Source organism: Fontivita pretiosa (assembly GCF_050410795.1).
GTDB lineage: Bacteria > Planctomycetota > Phycisphaerae > Tepidisphaerales > Tepidisphaeraceae > Fontivita > Fontivita pretiosa.
Map to the genome: position 1 here is coordinate 1763485 of NZ_CP191258.1, position 24835 is coordinate 1788319.

Annotated in this window: 22 protein-coding genes; 13 read left to right on the forward strand and 9 right to left on the reverse strand. The window is 64.2% G+C overall.

Annotation, left to right across the window (positions count from 1 at the left end; genetic code table 11):
* Positions 1-15: 15 nt before the first annotated feature.
* From ACQS5P_RS07225 to ACQS5P_RS07235, 3 genes are all read right to left on the reverse strand, one after another.
* Positions 16-573, reverse strand: a complete 558-nt coding sequence (locus ACQS5P_RS07225; protein WP_428940223.1) for a glycine zipper domain-containing protein — start codon at positions 571-573, stop codon at positions 16-18.
* Between the two features lie 145 nt (positions 574-718).
* A complete protein-coding gene (locus tag ACQS5P_RS07230) occupies positions 719-1759 on the reverse strand; it encodes a glycoside hydrolase family 113 (RefSeq protein ID WP_428940224.1) in 1041 nt (346 codons plus the stop codon).
* 17 nt (positions 1760-1776) lie between these two features.
* A complete protein-coding gene (locus tag ACQS5P_RS07235) occupies positions 1777-2949 on the reverse strand; it encodes an aminotransferase class V-fold PLP-dependent enzyme (protein WP_428940225.1) in 1173 nt (390 codons plus the stop codon).
* Between the two features lie 327 nt (positions 2950-3276).
* Between ACQS5P_RS07235 and ACQS5P_RS07240 the strand changes: the two genes are divergently transcribed.
* The 7 genes from ACQS5P_RS07240 to ACQS5P_RS07270 all read left to right on the forward strand — a co-directional run bounded on the left by ACQS5P_RS07240 (position 3277) and on the right by ACQS5P_RS07270 (position 12459).
* Positions 3277-3987 carry a hypothetical protein gene (locus ACQS5P_RS07240; protein ID WP_428940226.1) on the forward strand — a complete coding sequence of 237 codons (711 nt, stop codon included), beginning with the start codon at positions 3277-3279 and terminating at the stop codon, positions 3985-3987.
* A gap of 54 nt (positions 3988-4041) precedes the next feature.
* A complete protein-coding gene (locus tag ACQS5P_RS07245) occupies positions 4042-4629 on the forward strand; it encodes an RNA polymerase sigma factor (RefSeq protein ID WP_428940227.1) in 588 nt (195 codons plus the stop codon).
* A gap of 230 nt (positions 4630-4859) precedes the next feature.
* Positions 4860-5363, forward strand: a complete 504-nt coding sequence (locus ACQS5P_RS07250) for a hypothetical protein (protein WP_428940228.1) — start codon at positions 4860-4862, stop codon at positions 5361-5363.
* Between the two features lie 31 nt (positions 5364-5394).
* Positions 5395-7851 (forward strand): hypothetical protein, encoded by a 2457-nt coding sequence (locus ACQS5P_RS07255; RefSeq protein ID WP_428940229.1) that lies wholly within the window; start codon positions 5395-5397, stop codon positions 7849-7851.
* Positions 7852-7931: 80 nt separating this feature from the next.
* The gene (locus tag ACQS5P_RS07260; RefSeq protein WP_428940230.1) at positions 7932-8870 is read left to right on the forward strand and encodes an ABC transporter ATP-binding protein; all 939 of its coding nucleotides are present in this window, start codon (positions 7932-7934) and stop codon (positions 8868-8870) included.
* Between the two features lie 52 nt (positions 8871-8922).
* The gene (locus ACQS5P_RS07265) at positions 8923-11025 is read left to right on the forward strand and encodes an ABC transporter permease (RefSeq protein ID WP_428940231.1); all 2103 of its coding nucleotides are present in this window, start codon (positions 8923-8925) and stop codon (positions 11023-11025) included.
* A 246-nt stretch (positions 11026-11271) separates the two neighbouring features.
* A complete protein-coding gene (locus ACQS5P_RS07270) occupies positions 11272-12459 on the forward strand; it encodes a Glu/Leu/Phe/Val family dehydrogenase (protein WP_428941003.1) in 1188 nt (395 codons plus the stop codon).
* Positions 12460-12478: 19 nt separating this feature from the next.
* On the opposite strand, the gene ACQS5P_RS07275 is transcribed toward ACQS5P_RS07270, so the two are convergent.
* The 4 genes from ACQS5P_RS07275 to ACQS5P_RS07290 form a co-directional block, all read right to left on the reverse strand.
* The gene (locus ACQS5P_RS07275; RefSeq protein WP_428937294.1) at positions 12479-13462 is read right to left on the reverse strand and encodes a transposase; all 984 of its coding nucleotides are present in this window, start codon (positions 13460-13462) and stop codon (positions 12479-12481) included.
* A gap of 125 nt (positions 13463-13587) precedes the next feature.
* Positions 13588-14406 carry a thiazole synthase gene (locus tag ACQS5P_RS07280; RefSeq protein ID WP_428940232.1) on the reverse strand — a complete coding sequence of 273 codons (819 nt, stop codon included), beginning with the start codon at positions 14404-14406 and terminating at the stop codon, positions 13588-13590.
* A 129-nt stretch (positions 14407-14535) separates the two neighbouring features.
* Positions 14536-14733, reverse strand: coding sequence for a sulfur carrier protein ThiS (gene thiS / locus ACQS5P_RS07285; RefSeq protein ID WP_428940233.1), 198 nt, complete (start codon positions 14731-14733; stop codon positions 14536-14538).
* 21 nt (positions 14734-14754) lie between these two features.
* Complete coding sequence (locus ACQS5P_RS07290) at positions 14755-15162, reverse strand: hypothetical protein (RefSeq protein WP_428940234.1); 408 nt, start codon at positions 15160-15162, stop codon at positions 14755-14757.
* Positions 15163-15362: 200 nt separating this feature from the next.
* Here ACQS5P_RS07290 and ACQS5P_RS07295 point away from each other — a divergent pair, with 200 nt between their 5' ends.
* The 6 genes from ACQS5P_RS07295 (at position 15363) to ACQS5P_RS07320 (ending at position 21499) form a co-directional block, all read left to right on the forward strand.
* Positions 15363-16880, forward strand: coding sequence for a hypothetical protein (locus ACQS5P_RS07295; protein ID WP_428940235.1), 1518 nt, complete (start codon positions 15363-15365; stop codon positions 16878-16880).
* Between the two features lie 118 nt (positions 16881-16998).
* Positions 16999-17742, forward strand: coding sequence for a hypothetical protein (locus tag ACQS5P_RS07300; protein WP_428940236.1), 744 nt, complete (start codon positions 16999-17001; stop codon positions 17740-17742).
* A 69-nt stretch (positions 17743-17811) separates the two neighbouring features.
* Complete coding sequence (locus ACQS5P_RS07305) at positions 17812-18372, forward strand: hypothetical protein (RefSeq protein ID WP_428940237.1); 561 nt, start codon at positions 17812-17814, stop codon at positions 18370-18372.
* A 158-nt stretch (positions 18373-18530) separates the two neighbouring features.
* Positions 18531-19034 carry an FKBP-type peptidyl-prolyl cis-trans isomerase gene (locus ACQS5P_RS07310; RefSeq protein ID WP_428940238.1) on the forward strand — a complete coding sequence of 168 codons (504 nt, stop codon included), beginning with the start codon at positions 18531-18533 and terminating at the stop codon, positions 19032-19034.
* Positions 19035-19243: 209 nt separating this feature from the next.
* Positions 19244-19447 (forward strand): hypothetical protein, encoded by a 204-nt coding sequence (locus tag ACQS5P_RS07315; protein ID WP_428940239.1) that lies wholly within the window; start codon positions 19244-19246, stop codon positions 19445-19447.
* Between the two features lie 420 nt (positions 19448-19867).
* Entirely contained in the window at positions 19868-21499 is a 1632-nt protein-coding gene (locus tag ACQS5P_RS07320) for a hypothetical protein (RefSeq protein WP_428940240.1), read from the forward strand.
* Between the two features lie 53 nt (positions 21500-21552).
* On the opposite strand, the gene ACQS5P_RS07325 is transcribed toward ACQS5P_RS07320, so the two are convergent.
* Both ACQS5P_RS07325 and ACQS5P_RS07330 read right to left on the reverse strand, forming a co-directional pair.
* A complete protein-coding gene (locus ACQS5P_RS07325) occupies positions 21553-22884 on the reverse strand; it encodes a PP2C family protein-serine/threonine phosphatase (RefSeq protein WP_428940241.1) in 1332 nt (443 codons plus the stop codon).
* Positions 22885-22968: 84 nt separating this feature from the next.
* A complete protein-coding gene (locus ACQS5P_RS07330; RefSeq protein WP_428940242.1) occupies positions 22969-24096 on the reverse strand; it encodes a GntR family transcriptional regulator in 1128 nt (375 codons plus the stop codon).
* Between the last annotated feature and the right edge of the window lie 739 nt (positions 24097-24835).

Consider the following 24835-nt stretch of genomic DNA (forward strand, 5'->3'; position numbering starts at 1 on the left):
CACGCGCGCAATCGGTTACTTGCAGTCGCGGTCGGCATCACCGGGCGCGGCGCGCTCGAGCCTGTCGCGGACGCGTTGCCAGGCGTCGCGGGTAGCGTGTCTGGCCTGTTCCCACTCAAGCTTGGACTGTCCGCGCGCCTGTTCCCAGTCCCGCTGGAGATCGGATTCCACGTCCTCGAACTGCTGGCCAGGGTGCTGGGCGTAGGAGCTGTAGCCGTAACGATACGCCGGTTCGTACAGTTCGTAGTCGGCGCCTGGCTGGATGTAGGGGCGGTGGCGATAGTGCTCGCGCCAGTAGGCTTCCTCTTCGGTGGGGTTGACGGCTTCGGCGACGCCTTTGCCCGCCAGTCCGCCGGCAACGGCACCGACGACAGCGCCGACGGCGGCACCGACGGCCGTTCCCGGCCCGGGCACTGCCGAGCCGATTGCCGCTCCCGCCGCCCCGCCTGTTGCCGCTCCGATTGCCGTGCCCACCGGATGCGAGCCGGGCGCGCCGCTGATCGGGTCGGCATTGGCCTGCTCGGCTGCCTGATTGGTGTCAGCTTCCCTGTCACGCTTGCGTTTACCGGCCATTGTGTCGTCTCCTTTCGTAGGGCGGGGCGCACGAAGGCGAGGGATCTCGCCGGGCGCCACACCTTCGACAGGGCCGCAAAGCCGGTGCCAGCGTTCCTCGAAGTGATGCTTCACTGAGTGCGCGATCACGCGACATGACTGGTTATCACGGCGATTCACTCCGCCACGCCTGACGCAACACATCCAGCACGAGCGGTCGATCCTGCACACAGAAACTCTCATTCGGCTCGGATTGCCGCCAGCGGTCGCTGGTAAACCACTTCCAGACGAACAAGCCGCGGATGTAGTCGCGCTTCGTCGCCTCTTCCACCGCCACCCGGTACAGTCGCGCCTGATACTCGGCGCTGGGACGAAACGTCTGCCAGCGCCACGGCTCCATCCCCGCCGTCGCCGAGTCGGTGTAGCCGATCTCCGTGAAACAGATCGGCTTGTTCCACTGCTTCGCCATCGCCTCGAGCTGCTGGTAGACCCCGGCCCAGCCGGCGCGAAGCTGGTCCTCCGTCGCCAGCTCGCTGCTGGCGATCGGGTAGTAGGCATCAATGCCGATGCAGTCCAGGGCATCCCAGAAGCGGATCTGCGGCGCCTCGCCGTACGCGGCGGCGTAGGTGAGATGACCCTTGTAGATCGCGCGCACCTGCGTGATGAGCTCGCGGAAGCGCGCCTCCTGCGTGGTGGTGACGGCCTGAAGCTCCACACCGACGCACAACGCGTCGGCGCCCGCCTGCTGCGCAGTCCGCGCGTCGCGAAGGATGAACTCGCCGTACTCGGCGAAGAAGCGCTCCCAGTCGGCCTGGCTGTGCATGCGAATGTCCCCGCACCACTTGCCCTGGGTATAAAACGTCCGCGACCACAGGTGTGGCTTGAGCATCACCTTCAGCCCAAGCTCATGCGCGTCCCTGATCGTCCTGGCGATGTGATCCATCGAGCGGTCGGCGCGGTATTGCACGCTCGGCTGATCGACCTGCGGCATGTACGCAAACTCGCTGATCGCCACCCAGTTGGCGCCCAGCTCGGCGATGACCTTGAGCTGCTGGCGGCAATCGTCGCTGCCATAGCCGACATTCCCGCGATGCAGATTCGCCAACGCCACGCCTTTGACCTCCAAAGCAAATGAATCCGCGGATGAACACAGATGAACACAGATGAGCAGCAGACAAATCCAGGATCCGTGTTTATCCGTGTTCATCCGTGGTTCCTTTCTTCTCAATGTGCGGGAAGCAACTCGACCAGGCGGTCGATCTGCGCTTCGGTATTGTAGAAATGAGGCGACGCACGCAACCGGCCTTCGCGGACGACGATCTCTGCCCGATGCTCCTTGCGCAGCTTCCGCACGATCGCGTGCGGGTCATGGGCGGCGGTGGTGAAGCTCACGATCCCACTCCACTGCTCTCCGTCACGAGGGCTGACAACTGTATATCCCCTGGAGGTAATTCCTTCGATCAATCGACGGGTGAGATCGTGCACGCGCTGCGCAATCGGCTCGATGCCCACGTCCAGCAACAGCTCGATCGCCGCCTTCAAGCCCAGCAGGCTCGGCATCGGGTATGTGCCGCACTCAAATCGTCCGGCGTCGGGCCGCAGCGTGTAGTCATACTCGCCGTAACGATAAGGGTTGATGACATTCATCGCGCCCAGCGCCAGCGGCCGCGTCTGCTCGATCAGCTCGCGCCGGCAGTACAGGAAGCCCGCCCCCTCCGGGCCAAGCAGCCACTTCTGCCCACCACACGCCAGGTAGTCAATCTGCATCGCCTGCACATCGACAGGAATCACCCCGACGCTCTGAATCGCATCGACGCAGAAGCGGATGCCGCGCTGCCGGCAGAAATGCCCGATGCGCGCAAGATCGTGCCGCTGGCCGCTGGCGTACTCGACGTGCGAGAGCGTCACCAGCCGGCAGCGCGGATCCGATGCGGCCTGAATGATCTTCTCCGCTGGCACGGCGCGCCGGCCGGAGGCGTCCGTCTCTTCCGGCACCATCACCAGCTTGGCGCCGAAGCGACGCTCGACTTCCATCCAGGCATAAACGTTGGCCGGATACTCCACGCCCGTCGTGACGATCACGTCTCCCGGCTGCCACTGAATCGCGCCGAACGCGACGATGCTGATGCCTTCGGCGGTGTTGGGCAGCAGCGCGATCTCGTCGCGATGGGCGTTGATCAGTTTGCCAATCGAGACTCGCAGGTCCTCCAGCTCCTGCGTCCAGCCCGAGAAGAGATACGCATCAGTTTGAGCGTGCGCAGCATAATTCCGCACCGCCTCCGCCACGGCGCGCGGCAGCGGCGAAGCGCCCGCGTGGTTGAAAAAGTCCCACCGCCCCAGGATGGGAAACGCCTCTTGGTTGCCAACCAGCTTCTGGAGATTCGTGTGCTCAGTCATATCCCTGTCACATCCCAGGTGACAATGCTACTGTAGCACCGCCCGCTTCCAGTTGGAGCGACCCGCAGAACCCTTACCCTAACCCTCTCCCGGAGTACCGGGAGAGGGGATGAGGCCGCCGACACTATCCCGCGACCGCGTCCCCGCCACCCTTTCGCCTGCCGTTGGCAATCGCCGACGAGTCGCTACAGTCGTTATGTGGCCGCGCTCGTGCAAGCTCACGCAGGGAACAACGCGCGCGAAAATGCGAGGCGAGCGTCGTATGGGTGATGTCGTGTGAGTCCAAAAGACGCAACGTCTCAACCCTCCGGGAAAGGAGTCGAACCCATGAAAAGTTTCACCAGCAGCATCCTCACCGCCATCCTCGTCCTGTCTTCCGCTGTAAGCGCGCCTGCCCAGCAGACGCAGCCGACAACCGCGCCCACGGACCAGAACCTGCCCGTCGAAGCCCGCCTGTTTCCGGGCGAGCGGCTTGGGAATGTACGGCTGGACGACGTGCTGGACTACATCCGCGATCGCGTCCCCGACTTCAACGCCGTGGTCATCCGCGAGGCTGGCGTGCCGGATGATTATCCGACCCTCCCGCAATTGGATCTCAGAAACGTCACCATCGGTCAATTCATGACCTTCATCGGCGAGTCGTTTGCCAACGTGTCCGTTAAACTCGTCCCCGGCCCATTTGTCCCGTTGTATGTCGTGCAGATCCGCTCCGGCGGTCCGGGATTGCCAGTCATCGATGCTCCCGCGCGGCCGCAGTCGATCGTCCGCGTTTATCGCCTCAGGGAGATCACGGATGCTCTGATCAGCCAGAGCCGATCGGCCACCACCCAGCCTGCTGACGGGACGACCGCAAGGACCCAGGCGATCAGTCACGTCCTGTCGGTCGTCCAGGCGGCACTGGAACAGGCCGGGGAAAAAACGCAGCCGGTGCTCAAAGTCCACGAGCCGACGTTGACGCTCATCTTCAAGGGCACAGAATCTCAGCAGTTTGTGCTGGAAGAAGCGTTGCGCGCCCTTCAAGGCCGAACAGAAGGTTGAGCGAGCCAGGTGACGACGGTCCGGACCCCACACACGACGCTGACGAAGGCGACGATGCCACCGCAGCCGCGCGACGAGCATGCCCAGCCCACGCCAGACACGACCGCGGCGCTGACCGCCGCCATGGCCGCGGGAGACGAACGCGCCGTCGAGCAGTTCTACCGCGCCTACTTTGATCGCCTTTATTCGCTGGCGCGGAAAATCACCTGGCGTGATGAGTCGTTCTGTCTCGATGTCGTCCAGGATGCGGTCCTGCGCATCATCCGCACAATCAGGCCGGTCCAGACCGAAGCACAATTGCTCGCGTGGCTGCGGCTGGTGGTGCAGACCACCGCCTACGACCATCTGCGCATCGAGCGCCGCCGCGTGCACCATGAGGCCGAAATGATCGAGCTGCGATCGTGCGACGACTTTCCCTATGGCCTGTGGGATGACGATCAGCAGCAGTGGCTCAAAGAGCGGCTGGAGGAGTTTGACCCGCAGCTTGTGCAGATGATCGAGCTGCGATTCGAGCGGCAATGGACATTGAAGCGCATTGGCGAGCTGTTCGGCCTGAGTATCGGCACGATCGATGGCCGGCTGCGACGCGCTATTCAGGAGCTGCGTGAGCGTGCCGCCGAGGAATTGGAACCGCTGGAATGAACTCGTGTGTGACGGGCGTCTCGCCCGTGCTGAGCGGCATGACGCGATGAACAGCTCGGACGTCGGACTTTCGAATTCGAGTGCACCCTGCATGGCCGGGACGGCCATGCCACAGTTGGCTCGTCTGGGCTTTCACCACACGCACCTGCGAGTCTGAGCGTAACCCGCGGATGGTCCGAGATGTGTATAAACGACAGGCAGGACGCCGGTGATACGACTGGGGTGATTGTATGAGCAACTGGGATCAACCGCTCTCGAGCGAAGGCTTGCGGCGGCGCGAACAGATTCTGGCCGCCGCCCGGCGAGTGGCGAGGCGGCGGCGTTGGCGACGGCGGGCGCTGCGCGGCGGCGACGTGATCGCAGTCGTGGCGATTCTCGTCACGCTGTACGTGCAGTTGTTCCCGAAGCCCACCGCTCGCCAACCGCGCCCCACGGGGCCAATCGTGCATCAACCCGACTCACTTCCATCCCCGACGGCGACACCCGTTAACGCCATCGTCATCACCTGGATTGCAACCGATCCGACCCTGGTCGATCGCCTGGCCATCGATCCGCACCGGCCGCGGATCTGGCGAAGCATCGACGACGAGGAGTTGATCCAGACGCTTGCTGAGGCCGGCCAGCACGCGGGCATCATCCGCATGAATGACCAGGCGATCCTGCTCACGCGGGCCGATGTAGCCCGCGCTGTGCCTCTTCCGGCGTACCGGAAGAGCGGATCGGGTTTACATTGACGCGCCAGCGATCGGGTCTTAGCCTAATGTCATGCGTGGTTGCCGCCGGCCGGGGCTGATCCTGCGGACGCTGCTGAGCCTGCTCGGCCTGCTCATCGCCCCTGGGGCGGCGGCGCTGGGGCAGCTCAGCGGCAGCGTCGAGAGCGTCGGGTTCGGCAGCTATTACCGCCCGGACTGCTGGACGCCGATGGTCATCGTCGTCAACCCGCAAACCAGCAAGACCGACTTTTACGAGGTTCACGTCAAGCTCCAGGACCTGGACCGCGACCTGCCGATCTTCACGCGAACGATCTCCGTCACCGGCGCCGCCGAAGGCACCAGCCGCCAGCAGAAGTTCCGCATGTATTTCATCCCTCCGCCGACGGACGGCGGGCTTCCGGACGCCAGCGACCCCGGGGCTCTGCGCGAGTTGCAGGATCGACTGAAGGTCTCGCTGCACACCTCGCCGGGCGGGAGGTGGATCTGCGACCTGCCGCTGACCGGAACGCTGTTCAACCTGGACCCCAAGCCCGGCCCGTGGAGCCATCGCCGCGGCGCCAAGCTCGTGCTGTCGGTCAGCCAGACCAACGAGAAAGCGATCTATCCCGACAACAGTGTCACGCCGCTGGCCGGTGTGATGGAGGACGTGAAGGTCATCGGCGTTCAGCCGTTCGATCTGCCGGAAAACGTGCTGGGATACGAGGCAGTTGACGCGATCATCTGGCACGACGCCGACCCGGCCTCGCTGCGGGCCGGTGGGGATGAAAAGCTTCGCGCCCTCGAGGCGTGGGTGCGTCGCGGGGGCAGGCTGGTCATTTGCCAGCCCACCGAGTGGCAGCAGACGCTGGGGTTCGGCCAGCTCCTGCCGGTGACGATCCTGGGCGTGGAACAGAAGGACGACCTGATGCCGCTGCGGGCGCTGTCCCGGCCACGCACGGGAAGCACACCGCTGGAGGATCCGGCGGCGGGCACTTCGGGCGATCCGTTCGCGTCGGTCAAGCCGCCGTTCCGTTTCGCCCGCGCCACGCCTCGGCCGGGCGCGATCGTCGAGCAGTGGATCACCTGGAACTCCGCCGCGGACGTCTCGCCGTATCTGGTCCGCATGCCGCTTGGGCTGGGATCGGTCACGTGGGTGGCCCAGGACCTGGGCGATTCGATGTTCGTTCGCACGCCCCGGTGGGTCTGGGCCAACGTCTGGGACCGGGTCTTCGACTGGAAGAACTCCCCGCTGGTGCTGGGCGACGCCACGCCCGAGGGGCTGAAGCGACCCTGGCGCAACGGTTCGGTGATGGATGTGGGCAAATCGCTTCTGGGGGGGATGGACCTGTCCAGCAAGAGCGCCTGGCTGATCACGCTGGCGGTGATGTTCTTCATCGGGTACTGGATCATTGCCGGGCCGGGAACGTTCACGTATCTGGCGGCGAAGCGCAAGAGCCACCTGAACTGGTTTGCCTTCGCGTTGTGCGCGGTGGCGGCGACGGCGCTGACGGTGCTGATGGTGCGCCTGGTGCTGCGTGGCCCGCCAGAATTGCGGCATTTCAGCGTGGTGAAGATCGCGCCGGATCAGCCGGCGGTGGTGATCAGCCGGCTGGGGCTGTACATTCCGCGCGACGGCCCGCAGCGGATCGAGCTGAAGGACACGGCGGCGGATCACGTCAGCACGATCACCGCCCTGCCGATCCATCCTCACTACCTCACCCGCGCGCCGGAACAGAATGGCCCGGAGTACACCGTGCCGGTGATGGACGTGACATCAGCACAGCCGGCGGCGATTCGCGTGCCCTACCGCAGCACGCTCAAGAAGTTTCAGGCCACCTGGATCGGCACCATCGAGCGGGCGGTTCAGGGATCGGCCAGACTGCTGGATCCCACGCAAGGATACATCGAAGGCAGAGTCACCAACGGCACGGGGCAGGACCTGCGGAACATCTACATCGCCTTTGCGTATCCCGGCACGGGCTTCAATGCCGGCGACTGGATTTTGTACCTTCCGGAATGGAAGGACGGCGTGACGCTGGAGCTGAACCGGGAATTCAACCGAAGCGAAGACGGTGGCACGTTGCCGACCATCTTCACGGATAATCGCCCGATGGACGGGCGGCGAAAGGTGCGGGCGCGGCTGCACGACGACTGGCAGCGCTACTGGCTGAGCGAGCTGCGTGGCAACCCGTTGGCCGACAGTTTCGACGACAGTGCCCGCCCGCTGCGCAAAAGCCTGCCGATCCTCAGCTTCTACGACCGTCTGCCGCCGCTGCGAAACGAGCGCGACGCGCGGGAGGACCGCGTCGAGCTGCTTCGCCGAGGGGCGCGGTATCTGGATGTCTCGCAGTCGCTGGCGGCCGGAGCGCTGGTTGTGCTGGCCGAAGCGCCCGGGCCGTTGCCGTTTACGCTGGAAGTTCAGGGCGATCCGGTCAGCGGCCAGGGGACGAACTTTTATCAGTGCGTGCTTCCGCTGGATCGCAGCGCGATCGCCGGGCCGCCCGCCACTCAGCCGGAGGATAGCCAGTGAGCATTCGCCAGCACGCAGCGCGGGCTTGCCGCCCGTCGGTGTTAGAATAGGGGGCACGGGCCTCACGCCCGTGGCACTGCATGGCTGCTACGGTGATCAAAACCGTCAACCTGACCAAGCGCTACGGCACGCTCGTGGCGCTGTCGAACCTCAACCTCGAAATCCAGGAGGGGGATTGCTTCGGCTTCATCGGCCCCAACGGCGCAGGGAAAACCACGACCATCAAAATCCTGGCCACGCTGCTCCAGCCGACCTGGGGCGAGGCGCGAATCTGCGATTACGTGGTCGGCTATCAGTCGCGGCAGATCCGGCCACTGATCGGCTACGTGCCCGACTACTTCGGCGCCTATGAGGACATGGTGGTTCAGGAGTATCTGGAGTTTTTCGCGGCGGCCTACAACATCAACGGCGCAGCCAGAACCAGGATCGTCAATGACGTGCTGGAGCTGACCGACCTTGGCTACAAGCGCGACGCTCTGGTGGATGGGCTGAGCCGGGGCATGAAGCAGCGGCTGAGCATCGCCCGCGTGCTGGTTCATGATCCGAAGGTGCTGCTGCTGGATGAACCTGCGGGCAATCTGGACCCCCGTGCACGCATCGAGATGCGCGAGCTGCTCAAGGAGCTTCGACGGATGGGCAAGACCATCCTGATCTCCAGCCATATCCTTCCCGAGCTGGCGGACCTGTGCAACACGATCGGGATCATCGAGCGTGGCGAATTGCTGTACAGCGGCCCGGTCTCCGACATCCTCCGCCGCGCCAGGACCGGCCTGGTGCTGCACGTGGGAGTGGCCAACAACCAGGAACAGGCCGCCGCCCTGCTCAGCCAGGATCCCAACGTTGTCAACGTCTCGGCCAGCAACGGCTACATGGAAGTCTGCCTCAAGGACGGCGTAAAGGACTGGAGCTTCGTGCCGACCCGGCTGGTGCAGTCGGGGTTCAAGCTCACGCTGCTGAAGGAAGAGGAAGTCAACCTTGAGACCGCGTTCATGAGGCTCACGAAGGGCATGGTACAGTAAGGTCCTTGACTCCCTGTGCCCATACCCGGGCAGAGCGGGAAAGCTCGCACAGATGCTGGGCGTTGGCAACTATTTCTGGCGGCTGATTCCGGGCAATCCAATTCTGCTCCGCGTGGTGCAGACCGCCGGCAAGCGCAAACGCGACCTGTTCATCCGCTCCGCTTATCTCGGATTGCTCGTGTTCTTCGTCATCTTCTCGCTGTTCACCACACAGGGTGTCACCAGCAGCCAGAGCCTTACCGACCTGTCCAATGCCAGCCGCACGATCTTCCGGCAGATGAGCTACCTCCAGCTCGGGCTGGTGGCACTGCTGGCCCCTATCTTCACAGCCGGCGCCATTACCCAGGAAAAAGACAGCCAGACCTACGACATCCTGCTGTCCACTCCCCTGAGCAATGCCCAGATCGTCCTGGGCTCGCTGATGAGTCGATTGTTCTTTGTCATCGCCCTGCTGGTCAGCGGGATCCCGATCTTTTCGGTGACGCAGATTTTCGGCGGGGTCGCCATCCGCAGCATCGTCATGAGCTTCGCCATCGCCGCCGCCACCGCGCTGGTGACCGGTGCTTTGGCGATGGCAATCGCGACCTTCAAGGTCGGCACTCGACGAACCATCTTCAGCTTCTACCTGTTCATCGTCATCTACCTGGTCGGCATCTGGCTGCTGGACAAGCTGCCCTATTTTCAGGTTGCCGGGCCCAAGACCGCCGGCGGGCAGGCTTCCCACATCTCCTGGTTCACTGGCGTTCACCCATTCCTGGCCCTGCGCGTGGTGCTGGGCGATCCGACCTATCAGCCGCCCGACCACGGCCTGCTTCCGCAGGGGACCAACGTCTGGCCGATCAACTGGTACCTGACGAGTCCGGCTTCGTTCTACATCAGCTTCACGTGCTTGCTCAGCGCGCTGCTGGTGATTCCCTCGATCGTCATGCTGCGTCGGCTGGCGCAGTCCACCACCACCGTTCGCACGTGGCTTTTGACCAGGCTGCGGATCGTCAAATCCGATCGCACGCGAAAACCTCGCACGGTCTGGCAGAACCCCATCGCCTGGCGAGAGGCCAAGACCAAAGCCTCCGCCGCCCGCGCGTCGGCGCTGCGGTGGGCGTTCATCCTCGCCGGCGCACTCGGTGCCATCGTGCTGCTGGTCATGTATGCTTCCACGCCCGCCCTCCCCGGCAAGTACATCACCCCAAACAGCTTCGATCCGGGCAGCAGCACGCTGTTCATCCATGGCGACACGACCTACGGCGTGCGACCCGATGTGCAGGTCACACTTATCGACGAGCGCCAGGGCAACCGCACTGGCGGCATCGAACTTCTGGCTGGCCACTTCGAGGTGCGCAGCTTCACCACGAAATTGACGCCACGCCGCACGCGCCAGATCGACACGATCCAGCTTGCCGAGATCCCGCGGCGGCTCAGCGCCTCGCAGGTCCGCAGTTTCCTGCTCGGAGCGGTGATGCTCGAATTCGCCGTCATCCTCCTGATCGTCACCAACGCCGCCGCCTCGACCGTCACTCGCGAAAAAGAGGACGGCAGCCTCGATCTGCTGCTGACCACTCCCATCACCAGCCGCTACTACATCTGGGGCAAGCTTCGCGGGCTGGTGAGCTTCGTGCTGCCGCTGGTGGCCGTCCCCGTCTTCAGCGTCGCCATTTTCGTGCTGTACGATCTGGTGCGGCGGCTGAGCAGCTCGCAGGTCAACTTCCAGTGGATCGTGTTTCCCGAGGCGATTTTCGTGATGCCGCCGACGCTGGTGATCGTGGCGGCATTTGCGAGCATTCTGGGGATGCAGATGTCGCTGCGTTGTCGCACGACGGTACGGGCGGTGATGAGCAGCGTCGGCATCGTCGCCGGAATCTGCGCCGTGCTGGTCGGTTGCGGGCAGGGGCTGCTCAATGCCGGCCGGGGCGGCAACGGCCCGGAGTTCATCTTCAGTGGCTTCAGTCCCTTCACGCTGCTGGCGCTGCTGATCGACCCCTACGCGGTGGCCGAACGCACGTTTGGTCCGGGGAACCTCAGCGGCGGGGCCGAGGCAAGGGCGTTGATGTTCGTCTCCGCCTTCATCTCTACCGCCGTCTACGCCGCCGTCGTCTGGGGCATGTACAAGTCGATGGTGAAAAACTTCGATATGACCATCCGCAGACAGTCCAGATGAAATTGACCCGTCACCAGACCCCGATGATCCTTGAATGAACCATGCCTGTCGCGCAAGGGTCATGGAGTTTGGGCATCGGAGCCTGGGCATGGAGGTTTTCCAGGGCCCGGGCTTTGGCACTTGGCCATTCGCTTGTGTAGAACACCGTTCATGAGCCACCCGACAGACCTGCTTACCCCCGTCGCTGAACAGCATTCCAAATTCTGGCAGAACGCCCACCTGTACTTCGACCGCGTCTACCAGACGATGAACCTTGACCCGCTGTGGCGGGCGGTGCTCTCCTCGCCGAAGCGGGTTTTGACCGTCTCATGTCCGGTCCGAATGGACGATGGACGCATCCAGGTCTTCACCGGATACCGCGCCCAGCACAACAACGCCCGCGGACCTTTCAAGGGCGGCATCCGTTACGACCAGTCGGTCAACCGCGATGAGGTCATGGCCCTGGCGATGCTTCAGACCTGGAAGAACGCGCTGATGGATCTTCCGTTTGGAGGAGCCAAGGGAGGCGTGGTCTGCGAACCCAAGAAGCTGTCGATGGGGGAAAAGGAGCGACTGACGCGGCGATATGTCAGCGAGCTGCTGCCGCTGATCGGTCCCAACCATGACATACCCGCGCCGGATCTGGGCACCGACTCGCGAGTGATGGCCTGGGTGCTGGATACCTACAGCATGATGGTCGGGCACCAGGAGCTTGGCGTCGTGACCGGCAAGCCGGTCAGCGTCGGAGGATCCGTCGGACGCGAGGAAGCCACCGGGCGGGGCGTGATGAACGTGCTGCGCAAGTTCCTGGCGACACAGAACAAACAGCTCAGCGATGTGCGCGTCGCCATACAGGGCTTCGGCAACGTCGGGTATCACACCGCGCGGCTGCTTCAGGCACGCGGCGCGACGATCGTGGCCGTCTCCGAACGCGCCGGCGGAATCTGCGACGACTCCGGAATCGACGTCGAAGCCGCCGGACTCTACTACCGCCAGAACGGCACGCTGCGCGATTTCCCCGGCGGAGACTGGATCAGCAACGAAGAACTGCTGACCTACGACTGTGATGTGCTGATCCCCGCCGCCATGGAGAACACCGTCGATGCCGATATCGCGCCGCACATCAAGGCGCACACGGTTGTCGAGGCGGCCAACGGCCCGGTCACTCCCGAAGCCGATCACATCCTCAACGAAAACGGGGTGACGATCATCCCGGACATTCTGGCCAACGCCGGCGGCGTGACGGTGAGCTATTTCGAGTGGGTGCAGGGGTTGCAGAACTACTTCTGGACGAAGAAGGAAGTGGACGACGAGCTTCAGAAGATCATGGAGCGGGCGTTTGATGCGGTGAACGCCAAGGCCGACGAAGCCGACTGCGACTACCGCACCGCCGCCTACACGATCGCCATCGACCGCGTCGCCGAAGCCTGCCGCCTGAAGGGGCTTTTCCCTTGAAAAAGGGGTCGGGAGTGGCTCAGTCTCGACCCTCATAATTGGCGTAGATCATGATGTCGTGCGTCAGGGTCCGCAAGAGCATCTCCTGCCGGCGACGGCGGCGTTGCACGGAACGCAGGGCATCGCCAAAGTTCCGCTTCATCATGCTGTTGACCGTCTCGCTCTGCGCTCGCTGGCCGTAGGTTCGCCGGTCCGCCTTGCGGGCAAACCGCTGCTTCATCAGCCGGCGATATCGACCGCCGGGCGGCTTGCTCGACGGCCGCCCGATGCCCGTGGGAATCACCGAGCGCACACCCATGTCCAGGCGGGCGCTGCGGTGGTTGGCCTCTGAGTCGTATCCAGCGTCGGCGACGACGACGTTCACATTGGCCCGCCGCCACGCATGGTACAACAGCGGCGCGAAGTCCGGCGCATCGGACCCGCAGCCGATATGAACCCGCGCCGCCAGGATGAGGTGACAGGCCGAGGCCACCGCCAGGGCCAGCTTCGGCATCTGCCGGGCCCGGCGCGAGCGTGAGCGATTGACCTCGTCTGCATCGGTTTTTTCGGTGTATTTGCCGCCATCGCGCAGGAGCATCTTGCGGCAGACGCGGTCGTAATGGCGTGAGCGGTGACGCGCCTCGTAGCAGGTGCTGTCGAGGGTCAGCGGCTTGCTCGAGTCGAGCTTACGCAGCAGTTTGGCCTTGGCGGCAAGCTGGGCCAGCAGGTCGAGCATGCGGTTGACGCGCCGGGTCTTGAGAAGCGTGCCGAAGGCCCGCCAGAGGGTGTTGTGATCCGGGGCGCGGGACATGCCGAGGTCGGCCAGCCACTGCGGCGAGTCGCGCAGCAGTTGCTCGGCCCTGCGATAGCTGAGCTTGAGCTGCTCGCGCAGAACGAGGCAGGCGAAGAGTTGCGGGAGCGTGAAGTCGTGGCGGCTGCAGTCGCAGGAGTAGGCCGGCCAGACGCGGAGGGCCAGTTCATGGGCCTGCCGCAGGACCTTCCATGGTGATCGAGATGTTTCCATCCCGCAGCTTGTACCCACTGCATCGGCGTGGCGCTACCGAACATGCGCCGAACTTGGAGAGGGTCGAGACTGAGCCGGTCGGGAGTCTTTTCCGCAGCAGGCGAAAAACACTCCCGGCCCCTTTTTCATTCGCCGGGAATGTAGCTGATCACGCCCTCGAAAGGCGAGCTGGCGGTGGCGTAGCGCTTCTTGGGGATTCGGCCGGCCTGGTACGCCAGCCGCCCCGCCTCCAGCGCGTGCTTCATCGCCGCCGCCATCTTCACCGGGTCCTTCGCGTGAGCCACCCCCGTGTTCAGCAGCACACCGTCAGCGCCGAGTTCCATGGCGATGGTCACATCCGATGCCGTTCCCACTCCCGCATCAACAATCACCGGAAACGTCGGATCATCCTCCTTGAGCAGTTCCAGGCACAGCGAAATGTTCAGCGGATTGAGCACCCCCTGCCCGGAGCCGATTGGCGATCCGGCGGGCATCACGCTGGCGGCGCCGGCTTCCTTGATCCGCACCGCCGATCGCGGGTCGTCGCTGGTGTACGCCAGAACCGTGAACCCTTCCTTCACCAGCTCTCGCGTCGCCTCGATCGTGCCAACCGGATCCGGCAACAGCGTCTTCTTGTCGCCGAGCACTTCGAGCTTGACCCACCCGGCCCCCTTGTTGCCCTGCTTCTCCAACAGGTCACGCCCCAGCAGCGCCACGCGGATCGCGTCCTGCGCGCTGAAGCACCCGGCCGTATTCGGCAAAATGATGTACTTGTCCAAGTCAAGGAAATCGAGCAGGCTGCGCCCCTGGCTGTCGATCAAGCGCTCGCGACGAACCGCGACGGTGACCACCTGACATCCCGACGCCTCCAGCGCCTGCTGCATGATCTCATACGACTGATACTTGCCCGTCCCGACGAACAGGCGATTGCGAACCTCGAATTGGCCAATGCGAAGAACGTCCATAGTTACCACCTGAACCACCGAATCACCGGCACCCGCAGACCCAAGGCCCACACAATCCAGTTCGCTCAACCAGCCAATGATACCCGTTTCTCTCCTTCGTGCCTTCGGGCGTGCGTGGCGAAATCCGGGCTATCCCCCACCGACGAAGGTTACGATCTCCACCTCGTCTCCGGGCTTCAGCGGCGTATCGTAGTTTTCACTGCGGACCAGCCGGCGGTTCAGCTCGATGGCGACCTTGTCGGGCGTGAGCTTGAATCGCTCGATGAGGGCGCGCAGCGTCGTGCCTTCTTCCAGCTCGCGTAGTTCTCCGTTGACTTTGACGGTCATCACATCGTTCAGTATACGCCATCAACCCGGTCCACGCAGTCCGACCCACACGTAGATCAGCACGGCGCCCAGCAGCGCAAGCACAATGCCCACCCACGCCTGCACGCGCTGGTTCACCAGCGCCGCAGGCAGCGGACGCGGTTCCTTGCGCATCTGCCACAGAACGACGATCCCCAGAAACAAGGTCAGGGCAATGCCATAGATCGGCACGGGCAGAAACCTGTCCGCCGCCGAATACTCGCGGGCGTGCTCCAGCTCTTCGCGGGGGTTGACGCTGCCGGGCAGGAAGATGAGCACGATCGATGCAACGAGCATGATCAGCCCCAGCCATGCCGTCAGCAGCGGCACCCAGGCGGGCGTGGGGGTTGGCCGGTGCGATTCAGCCGGCTCGCGCAGCAGCGGCTTGAGCGGATCTGTCTGTTGGACCACGCCCCGCGAGAGTAGACTCGCCGCCCGGTCCTCGCAAGGCTACGGCTCGTCGCCGATGTCCGTTTGCTATTCACCGGCATGTACTTTGGCTGGTGCGGAATTGAGGCTAACATCTTCCGTGTGCAGCGGCGGGGTTTGGCGAACGCAGTCGCAACCCGCAGCGCAGATTGGCCGGAATCGCACCTGACGAGGTTTGCACCATGACGTTCATCCGCCGCTTGATGGTTCAGATGGCTCTGTGCGTGTTGTGGGTCGGCGTTGCCGGGGCGCAGCCGCCCGCCGCCTCGGCGCCCAGTACCCTCCCGGCGCAAAACCTGCTGGGGCCGGGATTCCGCAGTCTTGCGGCGGGGATCGAGCTGGCGCCGCCGGCCGGATCCAGGGAAATTCGCGGCGCGCTGGGCAGCGATGAAATCGTCCGCTTTGTCCATGACGAGCGTCGCTGGGTGGTCCGGGTCACGCGCGTCATCCTGGAAAAATCCCTGGCCCTGACCACCTGGAAGGACGCCGACGGCGTCGAACGCCCCGGCATGCTCGAATCCATCACCGAACAGTTCAAACGCGATAACCCCAGTCATGAAATCCTCAGGTCCGACACGACCAACATCGCCGACGCCGACGTGGGAATCCTGGTCGCCAGGTACAACTTCGCGCTGGAAACCAACCTGCTCCAGCAGGCGATTGTTCGAGGCGGAGAGCTGGTCTACTTCGTGATCTCCATGACCAGCCCCGCGCCACGCACGGGCGATCTGGAGGAAGATCCGAACGTGGTACTGGCGGCCGAGACGTTTCAGCAGATGCTCAGCTCGATTCGACTCCTGGATCAGACCGAGCTCAAGCTGGATCAGGAAGACCGCCTCTTCCGCACGCGCACGCTCTACGTGAACCTCACCGAACGCAAGCTCCGCGAGGCGTTGATCCCCGAGCAGTGGTTTCGGGTGATCCGAGAAGGCAAGGATATCGGCTACAGCTACGTCGTCGAAGAAGTGGCGCGGGATTTGCCGAGGAAGGGCAAGATCGAACGCTCCCCGGCCGGCGGACCACACGGGATTCTTGTCGGCGTTCGCTCGCGGATGATCCCCCAGCCCGGCGTGCAGATCGACTCGGAAACCTGGATGTTCAACACCTTCGATCGCAAGGTCGAGTCGTGGGCGACACTGACCTATGCCACGGATGCCCAGGGAGGCAAGACCACCGGCGGTGAGCTGGGCGTGGCCAGATGGAGGGAAAAGCCCGTGCCGGATCCCGGGCAGGACATCGGCAGCAAGCGCGGCGTCAGCCTCACCGAGGAATACCGCCTGGAGGTCACCAAGCTGGACCGCAACGCCTCGTCCGAGCCGATCGTGCGGGATTTGCCGCCCTTCTATCTGCCACAGGCACTGGGACATCTGCTGCCGCGTGTGCTTCCGCGGCGAGATCCCAAGACCTATCTGTTCGCCACGTGGGTTCCGCAGGCGTCGCAGCTCATGTATCGCTACATCGACGTGCTGCCGGAGCGCGACGTGAACCTGCTGGGACGACGCGTGCGCGCCGTCACCGTCCTGGACCGCATCGGCCTGGAAGGACCGACGACCAATCACTACTTCAGCCCGGAGGGAAAGTATCTGGGCAGCTTCGAGGAACAGACCAAAACCGTCACCGTCCCCACCGATGCCGCCACGCTGGTGCAGATCTGGAAAAACGCCAATCTGACCAGACCGGGCGACGTCGAGGAAAAGTGAGGCGGTGCCAGGCGACGGCGAGTGTGCCCGCAACGACCGCGAAATCGCGGCCCACATGAAGTGGACCCACGGTCGTCAATGCATCTGGTCGTTCTGGCCGATAATCTGGTCAGGCATCATGCTTCGCTGGCTATTGAGAATCACGGGGCTGGCGGTGTTCATCGCCGCCGGGTCGTTGGGGATCTGGTATTACCAGGACCAGTTCTCCGCGCGACGAACCATCCAGAAGCTGGAGGAGCAGAATCGCGTGCTGGCGCAGGTGGTGCAGCGGCTCAGCGACGAGAAGCGCGTCGCCGAGGTGCTGGTGACCGGGCAACGAACCATCGACGGCGTCTTGCATACCGACCTGCTGTTTGTCGAGTACGACAGACAGGGCAATCCCCTGCCGCCCAGGAGCTTCACCGTCCAGGGCACGATGGCCCACATCGACGCGATGGTGATCAAGTTCGAGCGGCACTTTGTCAGCGAAGGCGACCCGCTGCGCGGGCACAGCATCGCGCTGTTCACACGGATCTACGGCGACGCGCAGCGACCCGACCAGGGGCATGTCATCGACGAGCCGGGCAAAATCCCCGACATCTACCGTGGCGCAGACCCGCAAATCAGCCAGTTCGAACAAAAGCTCTGGCAGGACTTCTGGCGACTGGCCGACGACCCGCAATACCGCGCCCAGCACGGCGTGCGCGTGGCCAACGGGCAGGGCGTGTGGGGCCCGTTCGAGCCGGATAAGCTGTACACCATCACACTGGAGTCCGACGGCGGGCTGAACATCACCTCCGAGCCGTTGCGTGGAATCTACCGCGAAGCGCTGAAGCGAATGTCGCACACCACCGCGCCGACACCGCAACCCGGCCAGAAGTAAGCCATCTCCGCCGATCCGTGTTCTGCCGGGCTTTGCGAATTGTGTTTCTCAACCGGTACAATCCCCACCATGCCACGCGCGGCGGCGGAGAGTCGGCTTCGGCGTTTCATGATGCAGGCGATCATGTGGATCGTCCTGGCCGGCACCGTCGGCCTGGCCGCCATTGTCAACCACGCCAGACGACAAGATCTCAACCCCTCGCTGGGCCAGCCCAGAACCTTTGGCCAGGTCACGCTCCGCCTGCCGGATGACTGGCAGATCAGCGACTCTTCGGAGGATCCCAGAGTGATGCTGGTCGCCTGGGATCGGGTCTTCGAGCGCCAACTGATCGTCTCGGAGCACGCGATCGGCCTGTTGGACTTGCTCGGGCTGAGCACCGAGCCGCGCAGCGCTGCGGGGCGACGCACCGAACCAATCCAGGTCGGCGACGATCAGGGTGTGCTGAGCATTCACCACGAAGTCGATGACCAGCAGGACTATTATCGCCTGTCGGTGTCGCGCGGCCTGCCGGGAGGCAGAGTGCTGCTGCTGACACTGATCGTGCCCGGGCAGATGCAGTCCCGCGGAGTGGAATCCGGCCGCGAGTTGCTGAAGCGCATCGCCGCCTCCGTGCAGATCGATACCCGCTAACCGCTGAGCAGCCGCCGGGATACAAGACCCGGGGCAATTCTCCAGGTCATGCCACCCCTGCCGGTGAGGAATTTCTGTGATGATTGGGGGTCGCTTTCGCCGCCCGGGGCGGCTAAACTTCGATCTTTCTACACTTTTCCGGAAAGGATGTGGCGCCCATGCAGCCGCAACAATCGCAGCAGATCACCCGAAATAAGGTCGCGACCATCGACTACACCCTGACCGATCCCCAGGGGCAGATTCTGGACAGCTCGCGCGGAGGACAGCCCCTGTCCTACCTGCACGGCATGGGCAATATCATTCCCGGGCTGGAGAGCGCTCTGGAGGGCAAACGCGTCGGCGATCAGGTCAGCGTGACCATTCCGCCCGAGCAGGCCTATGGCCAGCGGGATGAACGGCTGGTCCACGACGTTCCTCGCCGGGCGTTTCAGGGCGTGCAGGACATCAGGCCTGGCATGCAGTTTCGTGCCCAGGGTGCCAGTGGACAGCAGCAGATCGTCACCGTCGTCTCCGTCGCCGACGACTCGGTGAAGGTGGATGCCAACCATCCGCTGGCCGGAGTCACGCTCAAGTTCGACGTCAGCGTCCGTAGCGTCCGCGACGCCACCGCCGAAGAGCTGGCGCACGGCCACGCGCACGAGTCCGGCGTTCATCAGGACTGAGCGTCCTTCCGGCAGCAAGCTGGTTCAAAGCCACATCGGATCGTCCGCCGAGCGGGTAACGGGGTTGGGCGCGACGTTATCGGTCGGATGCACCCCCACTAATGGTGTTGCCCCGTCCACGCCGATCCTACCAGTACGCTTACTCGAAAAAAGTAAGGATACTGTTCGGTATCTTCCGATATCCTGCTTCACACACAGGAGAACCCAACATGAACCTGCTTAACTGCCCTGCCGGCCCGGATCCGCGATTGCCCCTGACGCTGCTGATGATGCTTCAGTTCGCCGCCGCTGGACGCGAAGAACCGCAGGTATTGCCCCGGGCGCGGGCCGCGGGCAGCGGCGAGGCGTTGGCCATCCCGTACGCTGCCGAGCACCCGTACGAAGAGCCTGAACGCTGGGATGGGCTGTCATGAAAAGGTGTGGCGTGGCCGGTGGCGGACGTGCAGCGAAGCCTCAGCGAAACAGCTTGACCACCCCCACCACCGCCGCCAGCACCGCAAGGTAGGACACAAACATGGGAAACCCATGCGCTCCGGCAATGAAAGCCAATGGCAGAAACCGCAGGGTCTTCATGGCAGCGGCGTTTTTACCGCGCCTGCGGGCGTTGGCGGCAAAAAATGCGGCCCGACACGACATCCCGAGCGTCTCAGCCCCTCAAACCGGGAAACTTGTTGCGCCTGCAAGGCTCCAGGCTGGCCGCCCCGTCCCGGCGCGAGCAGATCGCACCACCGAAGGGCCTGTGTTCTTCCGTCCTAGCGCGCCAGCTACTATGCTTTGCCGCCATGAATGGGACCTACGCCACCAGCGGTCATGGATCGACGCACCCGAGCTGTATGTCATCATTTGAAATGCTGGAACCCCGCCGGCTGCTCGCCGTCGCGGGCGTGCCCCTGAAGCTCGGCGCCGCAGGCTTGGATATGGGACAACGGATCGCGCACACGCCGGACGGCGGGTTCGTGCTGGCCGGACTGTTCGCCGGCACGGTCGATTTCGACCCCGGCGCTGGGCGGACGCTTCGCAGCTCGCGCGGCGACACCGACATCTTCGTCGCCAGGTTCTCTTCCGCCGGCGAGCTTCAGTGGGTCGATCAGTTTGGCGACGAGCAGTGGAAGGACGCAATCAACGACCAGGACGTGATCGACATCGCCGCCGACCCCCGCCGCGCCGGTGGTCAGTTCATCAATGGCGTCAGTGCCGATCCCCGCGCCGCCGCCGAGTACATCAACGACCTGGGCATCGCGCCCGATGGCACGATCGTGCTGGCCGGCAGCTTCATCGGCAGCGTCGATTTCGATCCCGGCCCGGCGCAGCGCGTCTTTGCCACTTCGGATGATGAGTTTCACGACGCTTTCGTGATCAAGCTTGCCGCGAACGATGGATCGCTGCTCTGGGCACAGCGATTCGGCGACCGCTTTAGCGACACCGCCAGCTCGCTGGCGATCGACTCCTCGGGCAACATCATCGTCGGCGGACTGTTCACCCGCACGGTGAACTTCGCGCCGGACCATCGCCGCTTCGTCCGCACCGCAGTGGGGCGGGCCGATGGATATGTCATGAAGCTTGCCGCCGACGGAACGGTGCAGTGGGTGAACAGCGTGGGCGGAGACGCGGTCGGCCGCGCGGAACGCGACGCTGTCAACGATGTCGCCGTCGATGCCGCAGGAAGCGTCTACGCCGTTGGCTCGTTTGTCGGAGATGATGTGGATTTCAATCCCGCCGCCTCGCTGCGCACGGTACTGACAAGTGTGGACAAGACCGACGGATTTCTGGCCAAGTACAGCGCCGCTGGCCGGCTGCTGTACGCCGGCAGCGTGGGCGGAGAAGGATATGACGCTCTGACGCACGTGGTGGTGGATTCCGATCGCAGTGTTCTGGTGGCCGGGTATTTTCAGGGCGAAGATTTCGACGCCGACCCCGGCCCGCGGCGGCGCGTGCTGGCCGCCACGCCCGAACGAGCCGGCGACGATCCGCGCTTCACCGACCTGTTCGTGCAGAAAATCGCCGCCGGACGCACCGTCTGGCTCCAGCAACTGGCCGGCACGGGAACCGAGTTCATCAGTGACATGAAGCTGGATTCGGCGAACGATCTGATTCTGGCCGGCAGCTTCTACGGGCGTGCGCGGTTCGGGGCCTCGCGGCCACTGGGGCCGCTGGTCTCAAGTGTGCGCGGGCTGAGCGATTTTGATGACAACAACGACTCGGATCGCCGCCACAGCTATGACGCGTTCATCTGGAAGCTGAGCAACGCCGGCTCGCCGCAGTGGGTCCGCACGCTGGGCATCGACGCCGACGACTTCGCCTCCGGTCTGAGCGTCGCGCCCGATCAGTCGATCCTGGCCACCGGACGCTTCCGGGGTCTGGTGGATTTCGACACGACCGCGGGCGGAGTGCGCCGCCTCAGGGGCCTGGGCGTGTCCGACGCATTCGTCACGCAGTTGGATCCAACCGGTCTGCCGCTGTTGTGATTCGCCGGGCGCGTGCGGCGCAACAGGCCAGCGGCTTCCATCAACCCGACGGCTTACGTCACGCGCGCAACCAGCAGCGTGCGATCATCGCCCGGCGGGGCGCCGCCGGTGAATTCCTCCACCGCGGCAATCGTCCTTCTCAGAATCTGTCGGGCGCTTGAATCGCCGGCCAGCAGCACCTGGTCCAGGCGCTCGAACCCGAACATCTCGCCGGAGGCGCTGCGCGCTTCGGTGATTCCATCGGTGTAGAAAATGATCGCGTCGCCCGCGCTAAACTGCTGGGTGCAGTCAAAGTAGTGTTCGGCCATCTCCACCCCCAGGGGAAGACTGACCTGCTCCTGAAGTGAGCCGAGCACAATTCCTCCGGCGCGGCGGTGTCGCGGCGGCGGGTGGCCGGCGTTGGCGTAGGTGATCGTTCGCGTCCCCGGGTCGTAGATCCCGTAGAACGCCGTCACGAATGTCCCCGTGCCGCTGGTGTACCGCGCCGCCAGATGACGATTGATGAAGTTCAACAGCTTGCTCGGCGGCTCGGGCGGCTCGTGATGCGTGTGGGCGATCGAGTGAGTGACGGCCATCATGACGGCGGCGGGAGTGCCGTGTCCGGCGACATCGGCAACCAGAATCCCCCACCGCCCGTCCGGCAATGCAAAGAAATCGTAGTAATCCCCACCGGCGCGGCGGGATGTCTGGTAATGCGCCGCGATCTCCAGCGTCGGAATCTGCGGCAACTGCACCGGCAGCAGCGACCGCTGAATGTCGGCCACGATCTGAAGCTCGCGGTCCACCGCCTCGTATGCCTGCCGCAGTTGTTCGGAAAGCACCAGGTTGTGCGTCGCCCGGCCGAACAGGTTGCTCATCCACGTGTGCTCGGGAAGGAACTGCCGGCAGTAGGCCTTGGGCTGGTTGTAGAGCAGCACAACCATGTTCAGTGCCCGACCGGAATCGAACAGCGGGATCGCCACCAGCGAGCGGTGGCCCTGCAAGTACTCCGCGGCCGGATCGTCCGCGTCGATCTGAAGATCGTCGATGACCCGCGGCTCCTCGCCGTAGATCAGTTCGGCCAACAGACCGCCCTTCAGCAGCGGCAGACGCTGCGGCGACTTCCACGGATCAGGCGCATCGTGCCATCGGCTGGATCGCGTAATGCGATAATAGGGATGGACCAGGTCCCGGCGACTGAGCGAGAGGCTGCCGTCGGCGGGCAGGATCTGCCGCACGCGGCGACTGTACGCCTGCACCATCTGCTGTGGATCGGTCTGCCGGCTGACCTCCCGCATCATCTCCACGACCGCGCGCAGACGCTGCTCGTGGTCGCCGGAGATCAACCAGCGACAGTTGCTCAGGTCGTTTGAGCCGCTCGAATTGACGGTTTGGGTGGCGTTCATCTGGATTGCCAGATGGTAGCACCGCTGCGCGTGCGGAGCAGCCCAGCGGCGCGATATGTCGCGGTTACTCCGACGGCCGCACCGTCATGCCGGCGCGCCGCTCAGGCGGACCTGCGCGGCGTGTGGCTGGACCTGTGCGCCTGGCTGATCGCGATCGGAGGGCAGAAACACCCGTGCAGGCGGGGCCATCGTGCCGGCATCGACGAACTGCCCGGTCAGCCATAGCGTCGTCGGACGCCTGAGCTGCGATTCGCGAAGCACCTGCGCGACGGTCTGCGCCTCCTGCTGTTCGGAGATGAAGTACCCGCTGCACGGGCAGTCGCCGGGCTGGCCGCTGCCCACCGCCGCCAGCGACACATGTCCCGGCACGTCGATGTTGTGCCGCGTCAGTTCGTCGCGGACTTGGGCGGCGGCGGCGGACGAGTCGCACACGATGGCCGTGATCCCATTGTTCTGCACCGCCGCCAGGGCATCGCTGGCAAAAGCGCCATCCACCGTTACGTCCGGCGCCACACGCTGCGCGGTTCGGCGAATGGCATCCGCCAGGCACGTCTGGCCTCGCCGCTCCACTGTCAGAAAACGCCGGTGTCCCAGCAGCATCAGATCGCGGCTCAGGTGCGCCGCCGCCAGCGCCCGGTCGATCAGCACCGCATTCACCGAATACGTCGAGGGTTCGCGATCCACGATCACCACCGCGATTCCCCGAACGATCAGGTCACGGATGAACGCATCGGGCGTGCGCGGTGACAGATCGATCACGGCCCTCATCGGGCTCAGAAAACTTGGGCGAAGCGAGCTGGTGTCAGTGACGATTTGAAGATTGGGATTCACCTGCCGCAGGTGTTGGAGCAGACCGCAGTTGAGCTGCGCCGGGTCGCAGATCGCCAGCCACCGCTCGCCCGTCGTGGCCGCGCGCCAGGCCGCCTCGCTGCTGGCATCGGCCTGCGTTCCGCGCGGGCGGACGAATGTCCCGCGACCGATGCTGCGATCCAGCAGACCCTCGGCGGCCAGGTCCGTCAGTGCCTTGCTGAGCGTCTTGGCGTTGACGTGGAAGCGTTTGGCGAGCTGCCGCTCGCCGGGGAGTTTGCCGCTGAGTTCTCCCGAGGAGATGGCGGCGCGCAGCTTCTCCCGCAGTCGTTGGAACTTGTAACTCAGTCTCAACCCACGTTCCGACGTCCCCGTCTCCGCCGCCCTGCTCGATTGAGGATCCATAGCCCTTCACCTCGCTGCCACATCAGGATCTGCGCCCGCCGTGCGTGCCGTGCTGCGGCGATCCATCGCCCCGGGCGCGCCAGCTCACGCTCAAGACCATCACCCGCGTGCCGCGAGACGGACAACCGAGGCATCGGCAGACCGATTCCACCCCTGCGCGGCGGTGTACGACCCCCGTTGCGGCGGTTGTGCGCGGCGACGCGCTGCTCGTGTTTTCTTCGACAGGTATGGTCCGAACCTCAAGATCGAAAATCGAACCAGCGTCCAATATACCGATCCGCCCTTCTGTAAACCAGCCCACCATGATCAAAAATCGAAGGTACTTGAGTCATATCCGGCATACTCCTTTTCCTTCCCGTCTCCTGAAGCGGATTTTTCTTGGCGTTGCGCCAGGGGCGCGGGAGAATCCGGTTAAGGGTGCTGAGTTGAACCGGCAGCTTCCCATGCTCCTGATTGGTTCTGGGGGTCCCTCTGCCCGCGGAACTCTGTCCCGATCCCTATACAGCAATCATCCATCCGTACATATCCGGTGGACGGACGAGCGGGCGGCTCGAGAGAAAAACGGAAGGAGGTGCACTCAAGCCGCCTGAGAATTACATAAGACCTGCTCGTTCGTTCCCGCGGCAAAGGGGGCCGGTGATTCCGGGCCGCGGGGTGTCTCGGATCTGATCACCAGGGCAAGGCGCTGCATCGGCGGAGGCGGTGCGCAGCGACGTGTCTACGTTCGTGGGCACGCGCC